Source organism: Gimesia sp. (genome assembly GCF_048262075.1).
In the GTDB taxonomy this organism is placed as follows: Bacteria; Planctomycetota; Planctomycetia; order Planctomycetales; family Planctomycetaceae; genus Gimesia.
Genome location: NZ_JBLXFK010000006.1, coordinates 385,345 through 406,923 on the forward strand (window position 1 = coordinate 385,345; position 21,579 = coordinate 406,923).

20 protein-coding genes are annotated in these 21,579 nt (G+C 51.5%); 9 read left to right on the forward strand and 11 right to left on the reverse strand.

Going from position 1 to position 21,579, the window contains the following annotated elements:
* Positions 1-22: 22 nt before the first annotated feature.
* The 6 genes from ACN0YH_RS14805 to ACN0YH_RS14830 form a co-directional block, all read right to left on the reverse strand.
* Positions 23-1,261 carry a CinA family nicotinamide mononucleotide deamidase-related protein gene (locus tag ACN0YH_RS14805; protein ID WP_417380346.1) on the reverse strand — a complete coding sequence of 413 codons (1,239 nt, stop codon included), beginning with the start codon at positions 1,259-1,261 and terminating at the stop codon, positions 23-25.
* A gap of 69 nt (positions 1,262-1,330) precedes the next feature.
* Positions 1,331-2,422: a glycosyltransferase family 4 protein gene (locus tag ACN0YH_RS14810; protein WP_417380347.1), complete on the reverse strand. Its 1,092-nt coding sequence runs from the start codon at positions 2,420-2,422 to the stop codon at positions 1,331-1,333.
* A gap of 69 nt (positions 2,423-2,491) precedes the next feature.
* Positions 2,492-3,190 (reverse strand): hypothetical protein, encoded by a 699-nt coding sequence (locus tag ACN0YH_RS14815; RefSeq protein WP_417380348.1) that lies wholly within the window; start codon positions 3,188-3,190, stop codon positions 2,492-2,494.
* A gap of 67 nt (positions 3,191-3,257) precedes the next feature.
* On the reverse strand, positions 3,258-4,313 hold the full coding sequence (gene floA, locus ACN0YH_RS14820; RefSeq protein ID WP_417380349.1) for a flotillin-like protein FloA: 1,056 nt from the start codon (positions 4,311-4,313) through the stop codon (positions 3,258-3,260).
* Positions 4,314-4,454: 141 nt separating this feature from the next.
* The gene (locus ACN0YH_RS14825) at positions 4,455-5,051 is read right to left on the reverse strand and encodes a hypothetical protein (RefSeq protein ID WP_417380350.1); all 597 of its coding nucleotides are present in this window, start codon (positions 5,049-5,051) and stop codon (positions 4,455-4,457) included.
* A gap of 238 nt (positions 5,052-5,289) precedes the next feature.
* Entirely contained in the window at positions 5,290-6,351 is a 1,062-nt protein-coding gene (locus ACN0YH_RS14830) for a 3-keto-disaccharide hydrolase (protein ID WP_417380351.1), read from the reverse strand.
* A gap of 374 nt (positions 6,352-6,725) precedes the next feature.
* Between ACN0YH_RS14830 and ACN0YH_RS14835 the strand changes: the two genes are divergently transcribed.
* From ACN0YH_RS14835 to ACN0YH_RS14860, 6 genes are all read left to right on the forward strand, one after another.
* Positions 6,726-6,968, forward strand: a complete 243-nt coding sequence (locus ACN0YH_RS14835) for a DUF3311 domain-containing protein (RefSeq protein ID WP_417380352.1) — start codon at positions 6,726-6,728, stop codon at positions 6,966-6,968.
* Positions 6,968-8,983 carry a sodium:solute symporter family protein gene (locus tag ACN0YH_RS14840; RefSeq protein ID WP_417380353.1) on the forward strand — a complete coding sequence of 672 codons (2,016 nt, stop codon included), beginning with the start codon at positions 6,968-6,970 and terminating at the stop codon, positions 8,981-8,983. Before ACN0YH_RS14835 ends, ACN0YH_RS14840 begins: the two co-directional genes overlap by 1 nt.
* Before the next feature lie 94 nt (positions 8,984-9,077).
* Positions 9,078-9,509, forward strand: coding sequence for an acyl-CoA thioesterase (locus tag ACN0YH_RS14845; RefSeq protein WP_417380354.1), 432 nt, complete (start codon positions 9,078-9,080; stop codon positions 9,507-9,509).
* Positions 9,510-9,529: 20 nt separating this feature from the next.
* Positions 9,530-10,222 carry an ABC transporter ATP-binding protein gene (locus tag ACN0YH_RS14850; protein WP_417380355.1) on the forward strand — a complete coding sequence of 231 codons (693 nt, stop codon included), beginning with the start codon at positions 9,530-9,532 and terminating at the stop codon, positions 10,220-10,222.
* Positions 10,223-10,257: 35 nt separating this feature from the next.
* Complete coding sequence (locus ACN0YH_RS14855) at positions 10,258-13,764, forward strand: FtsX-like permease family protein (RefSeq protein ID WP_417380356.1); 3,507 nt, start codon at positions 10,258-10,260, stop codon at positions 13,762-13,764.
* A gap of 146 nt (positions 13,765-13,910) precedes the next feature.
* Complete coding sequence (locus ACN0YH_RS14860; protein WP_417380357.1) at positions 13,911-14,468, forward strand: hypothetical protein; 558 nt, start codon at positions 13,911-13,913, stop codon at positions 14,466-14,468.
* 98 nt (positions 14,469-14,566) lie between these two features.
* Here ACN0YH_RS14860 and ACN0YH_RS14865 read toward each other — a convergent pair whose 3' ends face one another.
* Positions 14,567-15,598: a tetratricopeptide repeat protein gene (locus ACN0YH_RS14865; protein WP_417380358.1), complete on the reverse strand. Its 1,032-nt coding sequence runs from the start codon at positions 15,596-15,598 to the stop codon at positions 14,567-14,569.
* Between the two features lie 771 nt (positions 15,599-16,369).
* Between ACN0YH_RS14865 and ACN0YH_RS14870 the strand changes: the two genes are divergently transcribed.
* Complete coding sequence (locus ACN0YH_RS14870) at positions 16,370-16,537, forward strand: hypothetical protein (protein ID WP_417380359.1); 168 nt, start codon at positions 16,370-16,372, stop codon at positions 16,535-16,537.
* 25 nt (positions 16,538-16,562) lie between these two features.
* Here ACN0YH_RS14870 and ACN0YH_RS14875 read toward each other — a convergent pair whose 3' ends face one another.
* The 4 genes from ACN0YH_RS14875 to ACN0YH_RS14890 all read right to left on the reverse strand — a co-directional run bounded on the left by ACN0YH_RS14875 (position 16,563) and on the right by ACN0YH_RS14890 (position 19,737).
* A complete protein-coding gene (locus ACN0YH_RS14875) occupies positions 16,563-16,853 on the reverse strand; it encodes a hypothetical protein (RefSeq protein WP_417380360.1) in 291 nt (96 codons plus the stop codon).
* A gap of 299 nt (positions 16,854-17,152) precedes the next feature.
* On the reverse strand, positions 17,153-17,350 hold the full coding sequence (gene rpsU / locus ACN0YH_RS14880) for a 30S ribosomal protein S21 (RefSeq protein ID WP_417380361.1): 198 nt from the start codon (positions 17,348-17,350) through the stop codon (positions 17,153-17,155).
* Between the two features lie 229 nt (positions 17,351-17,579).
* Positions 17,580-18,491 (reverse strand): FAD-dependent thymidylate synthase, encoded by a 912-nt coding sequence (gene thyX / locus ACN0YH_RS14885; RefSeq protein ID WP_417380362.1) that lies wholly within the window; start codon positions 18,489-18,491, stop codon positions 17,580-17,582.
* Positions 18,492-18,672: 181 nt separating this feature from the next.
* Positions 18,673-19,737, reverse strand: coding sequence for a Gfo/Idh/MocA family protein (locus tag ACN0YH_RS14890; protein WP_417380363.1), 1,065 nt, complete (start codon positions 19,735-19,737; stop codon positions 18,673-18,675).
* Between the two features lie 363 nt (positions 19,738-20,100).
* Between ACN0YH_RS14890 and ACN0YH_RS14895 the strand changes: the two genes are divergently transcribed.
* Positions 20,101-20,445, forward strand: a complete 345-nt coding sequence (locus tag ACN0YH_RS14895) for a VOC family protein (RefSeq protein ID WP_417380364.1) — start codon at positions 20,101-20,103, stop codon at positions 20,443-20,445.
* Entirely contained in the window at positions 20,442-21,497 is a 1,056-nt protein-coding gene (locus ACN0YH_RS14900) for a Gfo/Idh/MocA family protein (RefSeq protein ID WP_417380365.1), read from the forward strand. The genes ACN0YH_RS14895 and ACN0YH_RS14900 overlap by 4 nt, the downstream gene beginning before the upstream one ends.
* Positions 21,498-21,579 lie beyond the last annotated feature (82 nt).

Here is a 21,579-nt window from a genome sequence, read left to right on the forward strand (position 1 = left end):
CTTTTGTAACGCAGACCATGTTTTAATTTTGGATCAGATTCCGTCTTAACAGATTGAGTGCAGCCTTGGTGACCCGGCTTTTCGCAATCGCCCGATTGACCGTCAGCCCAATTTCTTCCACCCATTCTGTCTCGCGATTCGCCAGAGCAACATACGCCTGCGGTATCTGATCCGGATCCTGCCAGGATTGTTGAGGATCGAGCAGGATCGCTAATGCGAAGTCGCTGTTAAATCTTTCTCTCGTCGTCTGCGCAATCTGAGCTGCGCCTTCTGCATCAAATGCAACTGTATCCTGCTCTGGTTTTGTCTCCAGGTATTTGTTGATCGACTGTAATCGAGAAACAATTCCCCCTGCATACCAGTCAGTGGAACCATTGACTTCTGTCAGCCGATAGGACAGCAATCCCCCAGTGCCACATTCACAGGTTGCCAGTGATTGCTGCCTCTGGCTGAGCAACAGCATCACGATATGTTCCAGCTCTTCGTCTTCATAACCAAAGATAAATTCACCGAGTCGCTCCTGAATCAATGTATGCGTCGCAGCTATCTTCTGCTCACACTCTTCCAGAGAACTCCCTGCAGCCTTTATTCGCAGGGTAATGGTGGCTTCATGTGCCGTGATGCCCACTTCCGGATCACGACCTCGACTTGTAATATCGCCCAGCAATTCTTCGGTTTTCGATTCCCCGACTCCGAAGCAGTTGATCCTCGCAAAGCGAATCATATTCGTCCCACGAGTCACCCGCGGTAATACCGACTGATAAAACATCGGCTTCATTTCTGAGGGAACTCCCGGCATCGCGGCAATCAGGCAGACTGATTTTCCATCATCACGAGGGACTTCCATCCAGATACCCGGAGCAGTGCCATGATCATTCTGAATCGGTTCTGCGCCCTGAGGAAACATGGCCTGAATTCGATTCCGCTCGGGCATCTCGCGCGCACGCTGCTGAAACATCGCCTCGATGATCTCCATGGATTTTTCATCCAGTACAAGATCCGTCTCTGTTAATTCTGCCAAAGCCTGACGGGTCAGGTCATCCAGTGTCGGCCCCAGCCCTCCTGTAATCAGGATCAGATCAGAACGTTGCACTGAAAGGCGAAACTGGACTGCGATTTCATCCAGATTGTCGGCGATCGTCGTATGAAAATGAGTGGAGATGCCAATCGCGGCCAGTTCTGTACTCAGCCACTGACTGTTGGTATCCAGTTTTTCTCCGTTGGTCAGCTCACTGCCAATCGCGATTATTTCTGCTTGCATTCCTGTACCCAGTAACGTGAGGGGAGAACCACTGTTCCGGCAGTGATCGACTGTCTCAGTTCCCAGTGATCAGACCGGAACCTGCAATGCCAGTTTATACTGTTCCACAGTTTTCTCAACCATGGTCTCCACCCGGAATTCCTGCCGGACCAGTTCCCGGGCAGATTCTCCCATCGCACGTGCTTTCAACGGGTCGTCCAGTAGCTTCAGTATACTGTTTGCCAGTATTTCACTGTTTGAGGGAGGAATCACCAGCCCTGTTTCCCCATCGCGGATTACAGAATAGATTCCGCCCACCCCGGTCGCGATCACAGGCTTGGCTAATGCCATCGCTTCCAGCATGATCGTACCCAGCCCCTGCCTGAGGGACGCCAGACAGAAAATGTCCATCGCTTCCAGGGAGATGGAAAAGTCATAAAGATTAGGGACAAAGGTTACGTTTTCAGAGATTTCCAGATCACGAACCAGATGCCGCAAATTACTTTCCTCCGGACCTGCTCCCGACACCAGAAACTGGACTTGTGGATTCACTTCCAGAACGCGACTGGCTGCTCCCAGAAAATAAGGCAACCCTTTGATGGCCTCCAGCGGCCCTGCTGTACCGACAACTGGCTGATGATCGCGAGCCAGAACAGGGACATGCTGAGACTGCTCAGGTACATCCACGCCACTGGAAATCACCAGTACAAAATCTTCGGGCAGACCGGTACGGGCTATCAGATCTTTTTTGACTGACTCGCTGACCGTAATGATCCCCTTGCACCACCGCATATCAATCCGCAGACGCTCATCACTCTGCAGGTAGTCATTCACAGTCAGCAGAAAGGGGCGTTTCAGTTTGCGGGCCAGCCATTGTCCCTGGGGTAAAACATGCCGTGACTGAATATGAATCAAATCGGGGGGCTTCTTTTCCAGTTCCTGTTTCACGAGATGTAAAATCATGTGCCCCAGTATCGGCACATTCAGGTTCCGGTATTCCTTAATATCCAGCTTCGCCAGCATACTGGGATCGACTTTCGTCGCATTGGGACAGATTACCCTGCTTTTGATACCATAAGCGGCCGTGTATTGCGCCAGTCTCAAAGTGTATGCTGAGGTACCTCTCACTTCAAAAGGCCCTGCAAACAATAACACATCAAGAGGTGAATCTGCTTTACTCATTTGCATCGTTCCCGCGCTGCAGCATCTGCAGACAAAACCAAAGCGATATGTTGTGACACAAATTCATGATCAGGAACGGCGCCGGGACAGAGGTGGCGAGAGTATTTCGTTCAGAATGATAGCCTGCTGAAATGATTGACGGTCGCGCAGCAACTCTCGAATCTTTCTGCTTCCCCCTCTTTTATCATCAGAGGCATGCCGGGTTTCACTGTTTCGTGAACCAAAGAGTTCCGACTGAGGGCGACTGGCCTCCTTGTCGATCTTGCTGTGAATCGTGGTTTGAAGATGTTTCTTCTGCCGCTTCTCAATCCGCTCACGCATTGAGCCGCCTAATCGCTTCTGACGTTCTTCTTCCTGCTGCTCTGCGCGTTCCCGGGCGGAAATATGAACCTTGGGCTCTTTCACCGTTTTTTGTGGGACTGCCGCTTTTTGGGGTAGCTTATTCCGACGCCGCTGTGGTTGCAAATTTTGTTTTTCCCGGCGACGTCGGGGGGGAGGCTGCTGAACGCTGGTTGTAGCCTGGACATCGTCTTCGAAGAAATCGACTTCGGCTGGTTTCTCTTTTTTCGCCTGGGGATTCATGGCCTCTTGCAGAAAATTTTCCAGCTCTTTCTGCAAAGCAGCTTTCTCTTTGACCTTGCCTGGTTGCGGCTTATTTTTTTCCTTGGCTATATTGCCGATGGCACTCGCAGCACTGATCAACAGGAAAATGACCCCGACAATCACACCGATAATATCATCGCCTGCTGCCAGTATGGGAAATTCCATCACTTGATTCCTGTCTTAAAATCCGGCCTGTAGATCCATCTCAGTATATAAACGTCTGGGGAATAACTTAATTCGCAGCAGACATATCCCGCTCGGGAGTAGCAATCGCATCACGCATCTTCGTATCAGCTTGAACATTTTTCAGTTCATAATAATCCATCAGGCCCATTTTCTTGCTACGAAATGCGCTGGCGATGGACTGCGGAACCTTGGCTTCTGCCAATACCACTTTCGCCCGGTTTTCCTGAGTCAACGCTACCATTTCCTGCTCGCGCGCTTTTTGTTCCGCACGACGCTGTTCCGCTTTGGCCTGAGCAACCCGCATTTCCGCTTCCGCGTGATCTGCCTGCAAGCGGGCACCAATATTTTCGCCCACATCAATGTCGGCAATATCAATCGATACAATCGTGTAAGCTGTCTGCTTCTCCAGACCTTCATTCAATACGATCTGGGTGATCTTATCGGGGTTTTCCAGTACCAGTTTATAGGATTCCGTTGAACCGATGGCCTGCACGATCCCCTGTCCGACGCGTGCAATCACTGTCTCTTCGGTGGCACCACCGACCAGCTGTTTCAGGTTGGTCCGCACAGTGACACGGGCTCGTACATTCAACTGAATTCCATCGCCGGCCACCGCATCGAGTGTGCTGTTTGTCTTACGTGAATCCGGACAGTCGATGACCTTGGGATAAACGCTCGTCCGGACCGCATCCAGAATATCCCGACCGGCCAGGTCAATTGCCTGGGCCGACTGCCAGTCCAGATCAATCTTTGCCCGTTGGGCGGCAATCAATGCCCGAATCACATTCGGCACATTTCCCCCCGCGAGATAATGTGCTTCCAGATCGCGCGTGGAGATGTCATAAGTACGGGTGACCCCTGCCTGAATCGCCATAATTTTACTGCGAACGATAATGGTAGGATTCACTTTTCGAATCGTCATCATGACCAGATTGGGAAATGAGATCCTGGCATTCGTCATTTTACACTGGATCCACAACCCGGCAAAACGGGCGAAGACCGCGAAAAACACCAGCACGCCGAGAAAAACAACAACCCCGACAATCCAGACAATTGTGGAGCTGCCTCCGGCTTCGGCAGCGAAAAGATTCAAGGCGTTCATTTCTGCTTTCCAATCCTATGAAAATGTAGATCCAGGTGACGTTCAGAAACAGCTGAAATCAACTATCTAAACCTGCTACTCCATTATGACTTGCGTATTGTAAATTAAATAACGTTCAGTATCCAGAGACGACCATCAGATTCAGTTCTCTGGTACATCAAAATCGAGTGACTCATCAACCGTGCTCTCATCGGTGGCAGTTGATCCCTCTTCCGACCTTGTCTCATCTGCAACCGGCTGTTTGACAACTTTGACGACCAGCCTGGTCCCTTCCACTGCGATAATTTCGACGTCCACCTGCGAATCCACAATCATTCCCTGGCTCTCGCAGTGGTGCCTTTCATGATTAACGAGTACAAACCCGCTGGGGTTCAAAAGAGTTTGCGTTTTTCCAACCTTTCCGATCAACGACCGTAAATGCTCGGTTTCCTCCTGGAAACCTGTCACCTCATCCAAGGTCGGAACTTCGTGAATCACTTTTTTCCCCCAGGCAGTATTAGGAAAAAAACGCACAGCAAACCCCAACGTAGTGGGAATCAGCACAATCACGCTGGCAATATAAGTCCACCACAATCCCGGACTCGTTTCCCACCACGCCATCCACGCTGCCCAGACCGAAGCCGCAATGCTCGACAAAGACAGCAATGCAATCAGTCCCCCGGAAGGGAGAAAGATCTCGGCGACCAGCAGTATCAACGCGACTGCTAAAGCAAGAATTGCTATGAGTGAGTAATCCATCAGGTCTACAGACTTTCCGTGCGCTGTCCTTTCCCATCTTGGCTTCAAACCGGAAAAGTACAATAGTTCGAGTGAATTCAAACAGTCATTTCTATTCGTATACTCGTACAGGACGGCAGCTTATGACGCTGCAGCCCTATTGTACCGGTTCCCTACAGCAAGGCAAGATGCGAACGGTAAATCTGGTGCTGAATCGATTCTTCCGAACAAACTTCCGCAGATGACTTCGCTTTCTGAATTACGGGTCGCAGGCCAGAGACCGGCAAGGCGTGCAATAGACCGGATCCGGCTGGTGACTTAAATCCACGATCCAGATATTCCGGAAGCGGACTGGATTCGAATGATCCTGCAACTTGATCGGAAACAGGTCGGGTCCTTCCTGCTTACCTCCGCCGGTTTTTGCGGTGATGGAGTAATCCTGGTGCACGGGGACCCCATTCAGCAGCACTGTGATAAAGGCGTTCTTGATCTTTTTTCCTTCGGCATTGAACTTGGGTGCCACAAAAGCAATGTCATAGGTCTGCCAGCTGAGAGGTGGAAAACACATATTTACATCACCCCGCTTCTGCTTGTACAGACCGCCGCATTCATTCTCCACCCCTTCCAGCCCGAAGGAATCAAGGATCTGGACTTCATAGCGACTCTGCAGATAAACACCGCTGTTACTGCGTGCCTGTCCGGTTGCGTAAGGCATATAAGGCAGACGAAATTCCAGATGCAAACGGAAACTCCGGTAAGTATTCTTGAATTCGGTGCCCTCTTTCAACAGTCCTTCTTCTGTCATTTCGGCGCCTTTCAGCATATCGGTCGAAGTACCATCGAACAGAATCGTTGACCCGGGGGGTGGGGTGGCCCCCAGAGTGATGCTGCGACGCTGAGTTTTCAGCAACTGACCGAGCAGATGTCCTGCCTCATCCCGAACATCGACGACACCCCCATGCAGAACCTGCAACTGAAAATCACCGCCTGTCAGGAATAATACATCTCCTTGCCGTACCCCTTTCAACTCTACGCGTGCGGATCGATCCCAGCCATTTCCCGGCAGTCCACCCTGATACAGGGAAGCAATAAACTGACCATCGCCGTGAGCAACGACCTGTAAACCCAGTGCTGCTTGACCACACCAGGAACAGTCATTGCCGATCAGACCATAGTATTCCCCCTGATACGGAAAGTCCTCGTCGGCTTGCTCGATATCGAGAATCGCAAATTTTTTATCCCCTTTGGGAGCCTGTGCAAATGCTGTCGAAGTCAGCAGAAATTGAAAAGCAAATAAACCGACCAGTGCAAGACGAAACATCTATCCCCCAAATTCTCTAATAACCTTAATCGAAAATGATCAACAATCCTGTGTAAACCACCATTCTGAGAAGACTTCCCAGCATTTGCAAGTCTGGAATCTTCCTGAGAATTTTAAGACGCTTCCCCGCCTGTGAAACATGAATTTGTGTAAATCAACGTTAACACTTCATGTCGGTGCCCATTGAGATCAGCCGGTTTATTGACACAATTCTAACCGATACATTGTGACTCTCCGGAGAATTTGTCACAATAGGCCCCCAGTGCGAATCAGCGGGATCCAGCGCATCCTGCTTCCCGCCCATACCCGTACTATATTATCCGGCATTAGCAAACCCACCTGAAGTAACTCTGTCAACATAGAAAAGATGACTTATGAGATACACCATCTATGGCCTGGTTGTCCTGCTTATCATCATTCACCAGGATAACTGGTTGTGGGACGACAAACGTCTCATCCTCGGCTTCATGCCGATCAGTCTGCTTTATCAGACGGGTATCTCCATCGGTGCAGCCATTGTCTGGTTCCTGGCAACCAAATTTGCCTGGCCACATCACCTTGAAGAAGTTGCAAAAGAACCACCTGCTCAGGCCCAGGAAACAGGAGAAACAGAATAATGACCCAGCTGGTAATTATCGGAATCTATTTATCTCTATTGTTGTTTCTGGGTGTGTTCTCCAGTCGGCTGTTTAAGGGAACCAGTAAGGATTACATGCTGGCCAGCCACTCGATTGGCCCTTTTCTGCTGCTGATGTCCATTTTTGGAACAACGATGACCGCCTTCGCGCTCGTCGGATCCAGTGGTGAAGCCTACAAAGAAGGAGTCGGCGTCTACGGGATGCTGGCCTCATCCAGTGGGATCATTCACTCACTCTGCTTCTTTCTGCTGGGGATTAAACTCTGGTCCTGGGGATACAAATACGGGTACACCACACAAATCCAGTTTTTCCGGGACCGCCTGGAAAGTGACCGGATTGGAATCATTCTGTTCCCGATCCTCGTCGGACTGGTCATTCCCTACCTCCTGATCGGCGTAATGTCATCCGGCGTGGTCATCAGCAGTATCACAGAAGGAGCCTTTGAAAGCTCCTTTGCTGCCTACGACTACGGCGTGCCCCCCTGGCTTGGATCTCTGGTCATCAGCCTGGTGGTATTGATCTATGTTTTCTTCGGGGGGATGCGGGGCACGGCCTGGGCCAATACCTTCCAGACCATCGTGTTTATGGTTCTGGGTGTCGTCACCTTTGTGGTGATTTCAAACAAGCTGGGCGGGCTCGATGCTGCCAGCCATGCCGTTCTGGAAAAGAATCCGTCCAAGTTAATGCGGGCCGTCGATCCGGCGGACCGAACACGTTACGCAGAACGTTATCAGACCTGGACCTTAATTGCGAAATACAATTATGCCCGTCGGATTCTTAAAACTTTGAAACTGACCGACGAGCAGAAAGCCGAAGCCTACAAAGAATTCAAGCCACGATTCCCTAATTGGCAAACCACCGCGGAAGCCGTCTACGCCAGTAAAAATGAGCTCTATAAACTCACCAACGAACAGGTCAATAAAGCCCTGCTGACTCAGGACGACCGCGTCATGCCCGATCCCTTTCCTGATAAATGGAAACAGGGATTGATGGCTCATCATGATCTCCGTGAATACCCTCGTAGAGACAATGCCGAAGATGAAAAGGCTCAGTTGATCTTTGCAGAGAACATTGGTCACCCCGAGCATGACCTGGATCCGAACGATCCCTCTAAAGGGAAAAAATGGAGTATCAAAAAAGCACTCGGCGTGTATCGCGCCAGCAGCTGGGCACCCGATGCACCACACCCGATGAGTAAGCTGGTCTTCTTCACTTACTTCTTCGTGCCTCTCTCGGTCGGTATGTTTCCTCACCTGTTTCAGCACTGGCTGACAGCACGCAGCGCTGCCACATTCAAACTGCCTGTGGTCGCTCACCCGCTCTTCATTATGATCGTCTGGGTTCCCTGTGTACTGGTCGGTATCTGGGCAACGTCTGCCACTTTCAACGGTGCGCCACTCTTCCCGCCCCACTTCCCGGCGAATGCAGTGCTGGCAGCGATGGTGAAAAAGATGACCTCACCTGTCCTGGCCGGATTCCTGACAGCGGGGATTCTGGCGGCCATCATGTCGTCACTCGACAGTCAGTTCCTCTGTATCGGCACCATGTTTACCGAAGACATTGTCGTACATTACGGCGGAAAAGATCGTTTTACCGATAAGCAGGTTGTCTTCATGGCCCGCATGTTTATTATTGTGATTGTGGCGATCACCTACGGCTTCAGTCTGCTGGAACCGAGACGGGTCTTCACGCTGGGGGTCTGGTGCTTTAGTGGCTTCTCCAGTTTGTTCCCGATCATTTTTGCCGCCGTCTATTGGAAACGGCTCACCAAAGCGGGAACCTATGCTGGTGTCATTGTCGCCATTGGATCCTGGCTGTATCTGTTTAAGGAAGCCCAATACGCTTTAAATCCTGATTATACTTTTCTGGGTATGATGCCCGTAGCGACGATGGTCGTTGCTTCGGCAACCGCGATGATCCTGGTTTCCCTGGTCACGCCGCCACCCAGTAAAGAAACTCTGGTTCGCTTCTTTCCAGAAGATAAAGCTGAATGAACCACATTATTATTGATAGAAATACAACAGGCTGTGCAGAACATCAGACGATCGTTCCACAGCCTGTTGTTGACTCACTTCTATAGAGCTACGTATGTCCTGTACTTTTAAAACAACCCGCCGCGTCGAATTCCATGAGACCGACATGGCTGGTATCGTTCACTTTGCCAACTTTTACAAGTACATGGAACAGGCCGAACACGAATACTTCCGTTCGCTGGGCCTGACGATTGTGGATAAACAGGCGGATGGCTCCATTCTCGGCTGGCCACGGGTTTCTGCCCAATGCTCGTTTGAATCACCCGCCTATTACGGCGACCTGCTCGAGATCCGCTTAAACATAGAGCGAATCGGTGTAAAATCACTGACAATGGAATACGACATCTGGCGTGAGAAAACGAAAATCGCCCGGGGACGTATGAAAACGGTCTGCTGTCAGTTTACACACGGCAGTCCCATGCAATCCATCGCTATCCCCGAGTGGATGCTGCTGAAATTTGAAGCATCGATGGATCAGGCTGAATAAACTGTTAAGCAGGGATCAATATGAATCACGCGCCAGAGCAGCTCATCGTCCGCGAGTTAACCAAAACATTTTCTATCGCCACCGAATCACTGCCGATTCTGGCCGGCGTGGATCTGGAACTCAACCGGGGGGACGCCCTCGCCATCACCGGTCCATCGGGCTCGGGCAAAAGTACCCTGCTCTACATTCTGGGTGTCCTGGATCAGCCCACCTCTGGTGAAGTCATCCAGTTTGGCCAAAACCCCTTCGCTCTGAACGCCAAAGAACAGGCCGAATATCGCAATCAGAATGTCGGTTTCATCTTTCAAGACCATCATCTGATGCCGCAGTTTTCCGTTCTGGAAAACGTTCTGATTCCAACCATGGTCTACCAGGGCGCCACCAGCGATACCGAGGAACGTGCCCGCCATCTGCTCGAACGCGTGGGATTACAGGATCGGATGCAGCACCGCCCCGCACAGATTTCAGGCGGCGAACGACAACGGGTCGCTGTCTGCCGCGCCTTGATTAATAACCCCCGTCTCTTATTGGCCGACGAACCCACAGGAAACCTCGACCGCGGCAATACTGAATCGATCGGCAAACTGCTACTCGAAATCAATCAGGAACAGAACACCGTCCTGATCTGTGTCACACACAGCACCGAACTGGCGGCCCTGTTCCCTCAACATCAGCGATTACGCGACGGACTGCTCGTTACCGAAGCTGTCTGACATTCGTTTTTCAAATCTTCACAAGAGCTCGTGTTATGAATCAAACGCGATTTGTCATCAGAAGCCTGATGTATTACTGGCGCACCAACCTGGCTGTCCTCTTGGGAGTCATCGCTGCAACCGCCGTGATCGGGGGAGCCTTAATCGTCGGAGATTCCGTCCGAGCCAGCCTGAGACAAATGACATTCGACCGCTTGGGACAGATCGATTTCGTCGTCTCCGGTCATCGTTTCTTCCGCGAACAACTGGCCGAAGATCTCACCAAATCTGCCGATCTCCCACAGCAAATCAAGACGATCGCCCCTGCGCTGGTCCTGCGAGGCAGCCTGGAAAAAGATCGGGACGACCAGCATCTCCGCGTCGGTCAGGTCAATGTTTTTGGTACCGACAAACGTCTCTGGTCGCTGCTCGAACATCCGGACATCCCTCCACCAGGGGACGATCAAGCCATTCTCAACGCCCGCGTCGCAGCACAGCTGCAAGCTTCTGTCGGCGATGTAATTACGCTCTGGATCCAACTCCCCTCCGCGATTCCCCGCGATTCCCTGCTGGGTGAACGCGAAGAACAGTCCGTCGAAATCACCCTTACCGTCAGCACAATTCTCGACGTCGACTCCAAAGCCGGACGCCTGGCACTGCTCCCTAATCAGCAACTGCCTCTCGATCTGTTTATCTCCCTCAAGACACTGCAGGCGGCATTAGACCTCGATGAAATCGTCGCTTCGCGCCGCAATCCCCAATCCAGACCGGCACGCGTGAACTCCCTCTTTTTCAGCTCTGACAGCCCCGAAGCAGTTTCGCCCGCCGCGCTGGAAACTGCCCGACAACTGGAAGCGGTATTAAAGAGCTCCCTGAAACTGGAAGACCTCAACCTCAAAATTGCTCCTAATAAGGAATATCAGTATCTTTCGCTCGAGAGTGATCAGATGATTCTTGACCCGCAGATCGAACAGGCGGGCATGTCAGCAGCGAAGGCACTGAACCTGCGCACGTCTCCCGTGATGGTCTACATCGCCAATGAAATCGAACCTGCAAAAAAAGGGCAGACTGAACTCAAAGAACAGTATTCGATGTATTCGATTGTCGCGGGACTCGAATTCACACAGCAGCCCCCATTTGGACCGTTCAAATTCATCGGCGCAAAGCCGGAACTCCCTTTAAAAGAAAACGACATCGTCCTCAACGAATGGCTGGCGAAAGACCTGAATGTCAAAGTTGGCGATGAAGTACGGATGAAATATCACGTCGTCGGCTCTCGGGGAGAACTGCCCGAAGTCGAGCAGATTTTCCAGGTGCATGGCATCATTGCACTCGACGGAACTCCCGCAGCCGATCGTAAGCTCACGCCCGAGATGGAAGGCATCACCGATGCCGACACCTTCGGTGACTGGAAACAACCCTTCCCCATGCAACTGACCCGCGTCACCGATCGCGATGAAGAATACTGGGACAAATACAAGGCCACCCCCAAAGCATTTGTCTCACTCGGAACGGCGCAGTCGTTATGGAACAGCCGTTACGGCAGTCTGACCTCTCTGCGGTTCACTCCCCTGCCCGAAAAATCTCTGGAAGAATCGGCTCCCCGCTATGCAACAGAATTACTCAAAAATATCGACGTCTTTAAAATGGGGCTCACCGTACAACCCATTAAACTACTTGGTCTGGCAGCCGCCAGTGGAACCACCGATTTCAGCGGGCTGTTTATCGGTTTCAGCTTCTTTATCATCCTTTCGGCCATCATTCTGATTCGCCTGCTGTTCAAGCTCGGTGTTGATCGTCGTGTCTCCTCAATCGGTCTCTTAGCTGCTATCGGTTTTTCGCCGCAGCAGGTCAGACAAGTCATCTTTAAAGAAGCGTTCCTTGTGATTCTGACAGGAGGCATCCTCGGCATCGCCGCTGCCATCGGTTATGCCTGGCTGATGTTATATGGCCTGAAAACCTGGTGGATCGGTGCCATCGGCACCCGCTTTCTGTATCTCGATCTCACGGTAACCAGCATTTTTATCGGTTTGATGATTTCGGTCCTCTGCTCTCTCTTCGTCACCTGGCGCGCGATGTCCGAACTCAAACAACTCTCGATTCGCAGCCTGCTGCTGGGAGTTAATACACCGGAATCAGATAAAGCAAAAGACGCCCGCCGCGTCGGCACAGTTTATAAAGCCTCCTCCCTGGCTGCATTTATTCTGGTACTGGCGACAATCTCCTCCCTCATTCCCAAACAGGAAGCCTTTTCTGGTTTCTCCTGGCAAACCGTTTCGTTTTTTCTGGTTGGCATGCTCTCTCTCATTGCCAGCCTTTCCTTTTTGTCCAGCAGACTCAGAATTGAATCGGCCATCCCCATTAGAGGCACCGGTGCGCTAGCCTTAATCAAACTTGGGTTTCGTAACGCCGGACGTTTTCGCCAGCGAAGCGTTTTAACCACTGCGCTCATCGCGTCCGCCACTTTCGTGCTCGTCTCCGTCGCCGCCGGACATCGCAATCCTGCAGTCGAATCACCCAATCAAAACTCCGGGAACGGCGGGTTCACACTCATAGCGGAATCTACTTCTCCCCTGATCTACGATTTGAATACGGCCGATGGCCGCGACAAAATGCTGGTTAACATTCCCGATGATCCAGAGACTCAAAAATTACTAAGCGAAATGACAGCGATTCCCTTTCGTGTGAAACCAGGCGAAAATGCCAGCTGCCTGAATATCTATCAAACCAGTGTCCCCACGATCCTCGGCGTCCCGCAGGAACTGATCGAACGCGGGGGCTTCAAATTCGCAGACACCCCCGACGAAAACCCCTGGAAACTGTTGAACGAACCACAGGAAGACGGCTCGATTCCTGCGCTCGGCGATATGAATACGCTGATGTACAGCCTGCATAAAGGCATCGGCGCGACCGTAGGCATCCCTTCCGACGAACGCCCCGAACACCAGTTGAAAATCAAAGGCATGCTGGACGGCAGTATCTTTCAAGGCGTGCTCCTCATTTCAGAACAGCATTTTCAAACGCTCTTTCCCGAACAGGCTGGCTTCGAATACTTTTTGATCGAAGTTCCACCCGAACACGCTGCCCAGCTATCAGGCATTCTCGAAACCGGACTGACAGAATACGGGTTCGACGCCGACCTCGTCGCCAACCGACTCGCCGACTTCCTCGCCGTACAAAATACCTACCTCTCAACCTTCCAGACGCTGGGAGGCCTGGGTCTGTTACTGGGAACTCTCGGCCTCGCGACCGTCATGTTGCGCAACGTGGTAGAGCGTCGCAGCGAACTGGCTCTGCTACGTGCGATCGGCATGACGGGTAGTGATGTCGCGGTCATCGTCCTTTCCGAAAACGCGTTTCTCCTGCTCTGGGGACTGGTTTCCGGAACCGTCTCCGCCCTGCTGGCGATGCTGCCACACCTGTTGTCCACCGGAGCGGATCTCCCCTGGGAAAGCGGCCTGGTGATCCTGCTCGCGGTCCTGGTGACAGGCATGCTGGCGGCGCTGCTGGCGGTCGCGGATGCCGTCCGGGCACCGATCCTGGCGACTTTGCGTGCTCCATAAGAGTTTGTACACAGTCGCTTTTCAGCGATTCACACAAAATACCATCCTTGTCGGGTGCTGGAATTTCACAAAGTTACTATCATAATTACAGAGTTGTCTCGCCAATAGAAATGAACCCTCCCTCCAGTATTTCAGGAGTTTGAACGATGTCGAAATGGACGATTGTCTTAATCTTTGTTGCCTGTGCTGCACTCTCCTGGGGAACCTATGTGCCTCTCGTGCATATCGCCGCCCAGAAGCTGCACAGTAACCTGCGTGCCTTCCTGTTCGTGGGTGTCGCCTACTTCCTGGTCGCCGTTCTGATTCCTGCCTTCTTCATTTTCGTGCTGGGAAAAGACCCCACCGTGAAAGGCGTACCCAACTTTGATGCCGGACCGATCGCCTGGGGCATCCTCGCCGGTACCGCGGGAGCCATCGGTGCCTTGTGTGTGATCTTCGCGGTGACCACTGGCGGTAAAGGGGCCGCCATCTATGTCGCACCACTCGTGTTCGCAGGTGCCCCCATCGTCAACACCATCGCCACCATTACCTTCTTCCATCCGACAAAAACCCTGCCTGACCTCCGCTTCTTTCTCGGACTGGGCCTTGCCGCCGCCGGCGCCGCGATGGTGATGATCTATAAACCTGTCGACAAACCACATGCGGTCCCCGCTGCTGTCGAACAACTTGTTGAACCGGCAGCCAACGACGCCGGCACAACATAATCCTCACGACGGCTTTCATTGAACAGAGCAAATAAATTCAACCCTGTTCCGGTAGTCAAATCGGAACAGGGTTTTTCTTTGAGACTGTCTCAGAAAACCTATCGCAGTGTCTTCGGAATCTGGTTGTCATTGATCGATTTAGTCCATTCCGCCAACCGATCTTTTCCCAGTACCCAGAAGTTGCCGCACAGAGCCAGATATTCCAGCACGACTTCCTTCTGATCCTTTTCCAGCAAAGCTTTTGCCAGACCGAAATCAGGGCCGAACGAATTCAGTTGAGGCGAACCTTTTGTCTTCCCCGCTTTGATCAGATACTGCTTCGCTGCATCCACATCGCCTTCCGCCAGCGCGATCTCACCAAGGGTGATGTTTCCGTAATGCTCGTTATTGCCACTGTTCCAGTCTGAGCCGATCTGATTCAACATCAACTCTGCATACTGTTTTGCTTTCTCCGTATCGCCTGCCACCAGGGCCGCCTGCGCGAGACTCTTTAACAGCGCATCTTTAGCCTGATTGGCTGATAGCTGATAAGCGATCTCCAGCTGTTCCAATGCCTTCGTAGCTGCCTCTTTCTGCACTTTAAGCGATGAACTACTCTGCATGTCCAGCGAATACAACTGCCCGAGCTTCCGGGCCCATTGGGGATTATCCGCATCCAGTTTCTGTGCTTTTTTCAATGACTTCTTCGCCAGTTCCCGATCAGGCAACAGAAAATAGTTGGCGGAGTGCTCCAGCAGTGTCAGATTGTCCGGCTGCGCTTTGAGTTGTTTTTCCCAGGCTTGTTTTCCACGGGTATAAGCCGACCCATCGAGAACCATATCCAGTTGTCCGAACGGCGTTCCCAGTACCCCTGCTTCCGGCTTATTCTCAATCAACCACAACACATTCTCCTGTTTCGCCTTTCGCGCTGCGGTATCGGTATACTGCTTCGCAAAATAATAACCCAACAGTTGAGTCCGGGCTTCGATATTCTTCGGATTCTCCTGGACTTTTTTTTCCACTGTCGCCACCTGATCCGGCGTCATTCTGCGCCCCTCAATCGCCAGCATCGTCACATCAGCAGCATGCAAAACGGAACAGAGGCCACACATCAACCCCATAACGGCGGCTGTTAAATATCGATTTCTCACGTGAATCTACCTTTCCTGATTCAGAGTTTCACTGAATCCCAAGTACCGACAGATTAGTCTGGCCTGCTTTTCTCGAAGTCTCATTGTAGCAGTCTGTCACGGGGATAGATAAACAAATTGTTATTCCGCTGCAGATTTTGAACTTGACCCCGCCGCGCCAACAGCGATAAACGCTGTTCTGTGTCGCGCGCGTGCCCAGTTTACAGTGCACCAGAACACACGATACTTGTTCCTGATCTTCACTACAAAACAGCCTGTTTTTTCCAGATTTGCACTGCCTGAAACCGCACCAGTTCCCGATGTATGCCTGCGGGTCGCCACACATCGCAGTCCTTCATCCCAGCACCGCCACTGATCACACCAGCATCGGCTCCGGATCAACACAGTTCGCCACATCATTCTGAAAACCCACTTGATCGCCTCATGCCACTCCCTAAGATGGATTCTCGAACAGGAATACAATCTCTCTGAATGAATAGAATCATGCTGCATGAAAACTCCCAAAATAGAACAAGCAAGTGCTGTAGTCATCTCGCCGAACAATCCGTTTACGTGCATTCGTGGTAGATAATTATCCCCGTGTGCCAGCTGTCTGTCTGGCACGATTCAGAGCGAATTATAAAAGAAATGACACCAGTCGCCGCAGATGAAAATCCCGAACCGCTAAATACACACCAGAGGTGACCCCATGACACGCATTGGGAATGAAAGAAAACATTCAGAGAGGATTTACTACCCAAAAAACCGAGTTAATCATTCAATCAGACCCGAATGGCACATTTTATTCCGCTTCCTGCTGATGGGAATCGCGGGTGTCTGTACTACCACAAAGTCGCCGTTCGATTACCTGTTGAACCCGATAAAGTTCCCGATCAGTGTCAAGGTACGGTGATTCGAATTGATCAATGGCAATCCACTGCGAACGTTGGCTTTCAATAATGTAGTCAGGATTATCGTCGACGATCTAGCATTCGTTCGGGGATGCATCGGGGATGTTGTAGAGGTCTTTCAAGTTGCGGTCCCAATCTATGAATGGCACATTACTGAGCCAGGACGGAGCCAGATCGTGAACTACAAGATTGTAGATAACTTCATGGCATCGACCGTCATTGACTGCAGTGTACACGTAGATGCGTTGGAATCGTTGTCGACAGAATTCCAGGAATTCGGCGAGACCGGGACGAGGAAATTGACTGATCGCATTGGAGATTAATGTTCCTTCGAGATCATGGGCGATCACTGTTTCGGCTGTCATTGTTTCTTTGCACTATCTGAAGGCAACTGTTGACGTGAATCTGATGCCTGCTGGATTAAAAAAGGTGCTGGAACCGTTGATCTGCGCTTCCAGGCTGATTCTCTGCGTGTAGTGAAGCAGCAACCATTTCGACTGATACCAGCATCCCGGAACCAGTCACCCGAATCAATTTATTTTCGTGCCCTTTCGTGTTTTTCGTGGTAGAAAAATTCAGACAGGTACGATGTTCCATCTCCGCGCATAAAAAAACGCAGCCTGAAACAGACTGCGTTTTGATATCTTCGATCGGTGTCCAGTGACTACTGGTTACTCTGCAGACGAGTCAGACGGGCACGACGCTCAGCACGGCGTCGGTTTCTACGGTTTTCATCGCTGGGCTTTTCGTAATATTCACGACGTCGCATCTCTTTTTTGATACCAGCGTGCTCAACAATCTTGCGGAACCGTTTAACTGCCTCCTGAATTGATTCGTTTTCTCGTAACCGAAGCTTAACCACTCAAATCACCTTTTCTTCTTCCTGATTTCAATAAAAGTTGTAACCATAACCAATTGAATATACATCGTCTCATCAGTGATGAGAATTCAGACGTTTTCACCTGTAACGGGTCTGTGAACAGACCTCTCGCTACCGAGCTGGAACGACAAAGATAACAAAACAAGCAGGATCTGCAAAGCCAACGGCAGAAATACTCTCTGATTTTCACACCAAAGTGCACACAAAGGCACTAACCTTCGGTTTTCAAAATGCCCAGTCGCTGCAATTTAGACTGGCATTCATCCCGTTCGCGGCTCCGTTTCAGTGATTTCCAGGTCTCATCCTGCACTTCCAGGAACGCTTCTGCCGTAAAGGGGGGCACCAGTGATTTCTCGGCGGCACTGGTCATCAGGCGTGCCAGCACCTCTTTATCCAGTCGTGTCAGGAACATCGCTCCCTGGCGGTAGTCTTCAAAAGCTTCCCAGACAACTGGAAACAGCGGCTTCACAATCGCTTCGCCAATCGCCCGTGAATACTCCTGAATCTCCCACTGAGCATGAGAGTCCATTCGTAAACTCAAGAAATGAATCAGGTTATGTAAATCAATTTTCCAGTAAGCCTCGGTGTAGGTCGCCAGTGGCAGGTCTTTTCTGGCCTGCTCGCGGGCGACGCCTGCCTCCAGACGCGATTCGTAAACATCGCGGGCATGCTTCTGAAAAGCGGTCTCTTCTTCAGTCAGTTTTGTCCCTAAATCCTCGGCAAGCGGGGCATCACTGCCCTGTCGATTCGAGGTCGCCTGGGTTCGCCATTCGCCAGGTAATGTAGTCTGAGCCGAATCGATGGCCACGGAATACCGGGTGCTGTATTCATTCACATTGGCTGTCCGGTGACGAATCCACTGCCGCCAGCAATCCATCGGAACCCGAACCAGAAACTTGAGTTCGGCCATCTCAAAGGGCGTACTGTGTCGATGCCGCATCAGGTAGCGAATCAGTGTACGGTCGTCGGAAACCCGTTTGGTTCCTTCCCCATAACTGACACGGGCTGCCTGAACAATCGAACTGTCATCGCCCATGACATCTACGAGACACACAAAACCATCATTGAGAACCGGGATTTTTTTCCAGCGCAGTTCTTCAACGAGTTCAGACCGCTCCGTCATTGGGAACACTCCCCGAATGCGTTAAAAATGAAGTAGATTGGAATACCAGACGCGGCGGCAAAACAATCGTTCCGCCACAGCACATTTATAGTCAACCACACCCTCAAGCGACACCGTACCGGCAGTGCCGTCTGTCAAAATCAATAAAATCACCTACGATTCCCGTAAACTGAGGTCACATTCAAGTGAGGCTCAGTCGGGAAGTAATGTCCACCGTGCGGTTTTCACGTGACGATTTCAACGCGGCCAGCAGGATCTCGGTCACATGCCGGGCGGTCGCCGCATTAGACAACGGCGGCTGAATCCCCATCCGGATACAGGCGGCCCAGTGCTGATGCGAATTCTGCACCGGGTAGTCTGACAGATCAACAATTTCTTCGATCAACGGCGCATCTTCATTGACCTGGGAACTGGGACAGTAATACCGCAACGACTCTGCCTGACGGCTGCTCACCAGCTTGCCTGCCGTTCCGTGTACCGAAAACTCGTAGGTTCGGGCAGCATCACACCAGCCCGTCTGCGCCGTTCCCAGGGCACCGCTTTCAAACTCCAGAATCATCGACGCCGTATCCTCCAGCTTCGTCGGTTTCGCAACCGTCGTCAATTTCGCCGTGATCGACTTGACCGCGCCGGCCACTCCCACCAGATTGGCAATCGCATATACGCCCATGTCAAACAGCGCGCCGACGTCTGCTTTGTCTGCATCGAAAAACCACAGATCATCTGCAGGTTTCTCTTCCAGGATCTGCTGGATCCCCGCGTAATAGACCTCCGGCCCGCCATGACTGGCCCGCGCCTGGGCTGACGAAATTGTGCCCAGCTTTCCATCTTGAATATAATTGCGACAGGCCAGCACATGTGGATTTGACATGTAAGGCAGCGCCAGCACCGTCTGATTGTGATTGTCGGTTGCTTCCACAAACGCATCTGCTTCATCCATCGACGTGCTTAACGGCTTCTGCATGTAAACATGCTTGCCGGCTTTGATCGCCTTAATGCCCCACTCCACATGCAGGGGATGCGGCAACGCAATCGCCACCGCGTTCACTTCTTCATCGTCAATCACGGCCTGATATTCGTGGGTCCAGCGCGGAACTTTAAACTTGCGACAGAGCACATCCAGCCGCGACTGTTTCCGACCGGACAGCATTACGACATCACAGTTCTCCACCGTCTGCAGTTCCGGCAGATGCATCTTGGCCGCAATCCCACCTGCCCCGATAATTCCAACTTTCAAATGTTCCATCAATGTCTCTCCTGATACACCTTCGTAGTCACCTCTTCAACAGCTTCAGTTTCTCCATTTCATAGCACGCTGTAAAGTCACCGTCTTTGCACAAAGCCAGGGCCGACGTTCAAGAATATTTTCTACCACGAAAGTCACAAACGAATCTAATAGCTAGCCCCGGAGGTAATCCGGGATTGTTGAAGACCACCGGAAACTATCCGAGCCTACTCTCATATCGAGAAGGAACACTACCAACCAGTGGGTTTCGATCTCGAATTATTCTCCCTTCCACTTTGAACTGTCATCTCCCTCGCGGTAGAATCAAACCAGCAAATACTGGGTGACAGACAGAATCAATTTCTTCCGTTTCAAGGAACTGCCATGCGAGAGTTTCACCATGTCGGCGTGATCACCGATGATCCCCAGCCTGACGAAATTTATGTTCCGGAAACGAAAGTCTACGTCACCAACCCTAATGAGCATCCTTATAAAATCGAATACCTGCGGTTCGAAGCCGACACCCCGGTAACCGGCCCTGTCCGCAACCAGCCACACATCGCCTTTAAAGTTCCGGATATCGACCAGGAAATTGCAGGTCTTGAAGTTCTGCTGGGCCCCTTCCAGGCGATGGATAATCTGAAAGTTGTCTTTGTGCTGATTGATGGCGCCGTGTATGAATTCATGGAGTTCACTGAAGGTTCTGAATTTGGAGAGTTTGAGAAATGAGTCAACCACTTCGCACTATTTATTTTTGCCTGAGCCTGCTTCTGCTGGTTTTATTCAGCCTGCCGAATTCCAGCCCTGCAGAAGAACCCAAAACGATCCGCATCGGCATCATTGGTCTCGACACATCGCATTCCAGTAACTTCTCCAAAATCCTGAACAATCCTGATTCAAAATATGAGGAGTTCAAACACTGCACCGTCGTCGCCGCCTATCCCCAGGGGAGCCGTACGATCAAAGAGAGCCTGGAAAGCGTTCCAGAAATTACCGCGGCTGTCAAAACGCAGGGCGTGGAAATTGCCCCCAGTATCGAAGCCTTACTTGAGCAGGTGGATGCCGTTTTACTGGAAAGTAATGATGGCCGCGTGCATCTGGAACAGGCGCTGCCTGTCTTGAAAGCGGGTAAACCACTGTTCGTCGATAAACCGATCGCCGGTGACCTGACCGATGTGATTGCCATCTATGAAGCCGCAGAACACTTTAAAACCCCCGTTTTCAGTTCTTCTTCACTGCGCTACACAGACGGGGCCAAACAGATCAACAGTGGTGTGATCGGTGAAATTATCGGCTGCGATGCCTATAGCCCCTGTCCGGTGGAAAGCACACACCCCGATTTTTACTGGTATGGCATTCATGGCGTCGAAACCCTCTACACCATCATGGGTCCTGGATGTGAGACTGTCGTGCGCGTCGCGACTCCCGAAACCGATGTAGCGATTGGTACGTGGAAAAACGGTCGCATCGGTACCTTTCGCGGGCGGCGCAAAGCCGACAATGGCTACCAGGGCGGCTATGGAGGCACCGCGTTCGGGACGAAAGGCATCACACAGATCGGCAGCTTCAGTGGTTATGAACCGCTGCTGGTCGAAGTTGTCAAATTCTTCCGCACGGGCAAAGCCCCTGTCACGCCGACAGAATCAATCGAAATCTACACATTCATGTCCGCCGCGGATCTGAGTAAGCAAAAAACAGGCACGCCTGTCAAACTCGCTGATGTTGAGAACCAGGCACGCAAAGCCGCCAAGAAAAAGCTGGCCCCGTATCTGTACCCATAAAAAAGGTGTCAGCGACTGTGTTAAAATCTGTCAAGAGGTAATCAGATTCTGATCCCAAGTCTGATTATTTTTCATCATCGAA

What these genes read in the sequence shown, in the direction of transcription:
- ACN0YH_RS14825 (WP_417380350.1), bottom strand. Translation starts at nt 5,051, where the DNA reads ATGGATTACTCACTCATAGCAATTCTTGCTTTAGCAGTCGCGTTGATA.
- ACN0YH_RS14855 (WP_417380356.1), top strand. Translation starts at nt 10,258, where the DNA reads ATGAATCAAACGCGATTTGTCATCAGAAGCCTGATGTATTACTGGCGC.
- ACN0YH_RS14845 (WP_417380354.1), top strand. Translation starts at nt 9,078, where the DNA reads ATGTCCTGTACTTTTAAAACAACCCGCCGCGTCGAATTCCATGAGACC.
- ACN0YH_RS14895 (WP_417380364.1), top strand. Translation starts at nt 20,101, where the DNA reads ATGCGAGAGTTTCACCATGTCGGCGTGATCACCGATGATCCCCAGCCT.
- ACN0YH_RS14875 (WP_417380360.1), bottom strand. Translation starts at nt 16,853, where the DNA reads ATGACAGCCGAAACAGTGATCGCCCATGATCTCGAAGGAACATTAATC.
- ACN0YH_RS14900 (WP_417380365.1), top strand. Translation starts at nt 20,442, where the DNA reads ATGAGTCAACCACTTCGCACTATTTATTTTTGCCTGAGCCTGCTTCTG.
- ACN0YH_RS14860 (WP_417380357.1), top strand. Translation starts at nt 13,911, where the DNA reads ATGTCGAAATGGACGATTGTCTTAATCTTTGTTGCCTGTGCTGCACTC.
- ACN0YH_RS14815 (WP_417380348.1), bottom strand. Translation starts at nt 3,190, where the DNA reads ATGGAATTTCCCATACTGGCAGCAGGCGATGATATTATCGGTGTGATT.
- ACN0YH_RS14835 (WP_417380352.1), top strand. Translation starts at nt 6,726, where the DNA reads ATGAGATACACCATCTATGGCCTGGTTGTCCTGCTTATCATCATTCAC.
- ACN0YH_RS14810 (WP_417380347.1), bottom strand. Translation starts at nt 2,422, where the DNA reads ATGAGTAAAGCAGATTCACCTCTTGATGTGTTATTGTTTGCAGGGCCT.
- thyX (WP_417380362.1), bottom strand. Translation starts at nt 18,491, where the DNA reads ATGACGGAGCGGTCTGAACTCGTTGAAGAACTGCGCTGGAAAAAAATC.
- ACN0YH_RS14890 (WP_417380363.1), bottom strand. Translation starts at nt 19,737, where the DNA reads ATGGAACATTTGAAAGTTGGAATTATCGGGGCAGGTGGGATTGCGGCC.
- ACN0YH_RS14850 (WP_417380355.1), top strand. Translation starts at nt 9,530, where the DNA reads ATGAATCACGCGCCAGAGCAGCTCATCGTCCGCGAGTTAACCAAAACA.
- ACN0YH_RS14805 (WP_417380346.1), bottom strand. Translation starts at nt 1,261, where the DNA reads ATGCAAGCAGAAATAATCGCGATTGGCAGTGAGCTGACCAACGGAGAA.
- ACN0YH_RS14840 (WP_417380353.1), top strand. Translation starts at nt 6,968, where the DNA reads ATGACCCAGCTGGTAATTATCGGAATCTATTTATCTCTATTGTTGTTT.
- floA (WP_417380349.1), bottom strand. Translation starts at nt 4,313, where the DNA reads ATGAACGCCTTGAATCTTTTCGCTGCCGAAGCCGGAGGCAGCTCCACA.
- ACN0YH_RS14870 (WP_417380359.1), top strand. Translation starts at nt 16,370, where the DNA reads ATGGCACATTTTATTCCGCTTCCTGCTGATGGGAATCGCGGGTGTCTG.
- ACN0YH_RS14830 (WP_417380351.1), bottom strand. Translation starts at nt 6,351, where the DNA reads ATGTTTCGTCTTGCACTGGTCGGTTTATTTGCTTTTCAATTTCTGCTG.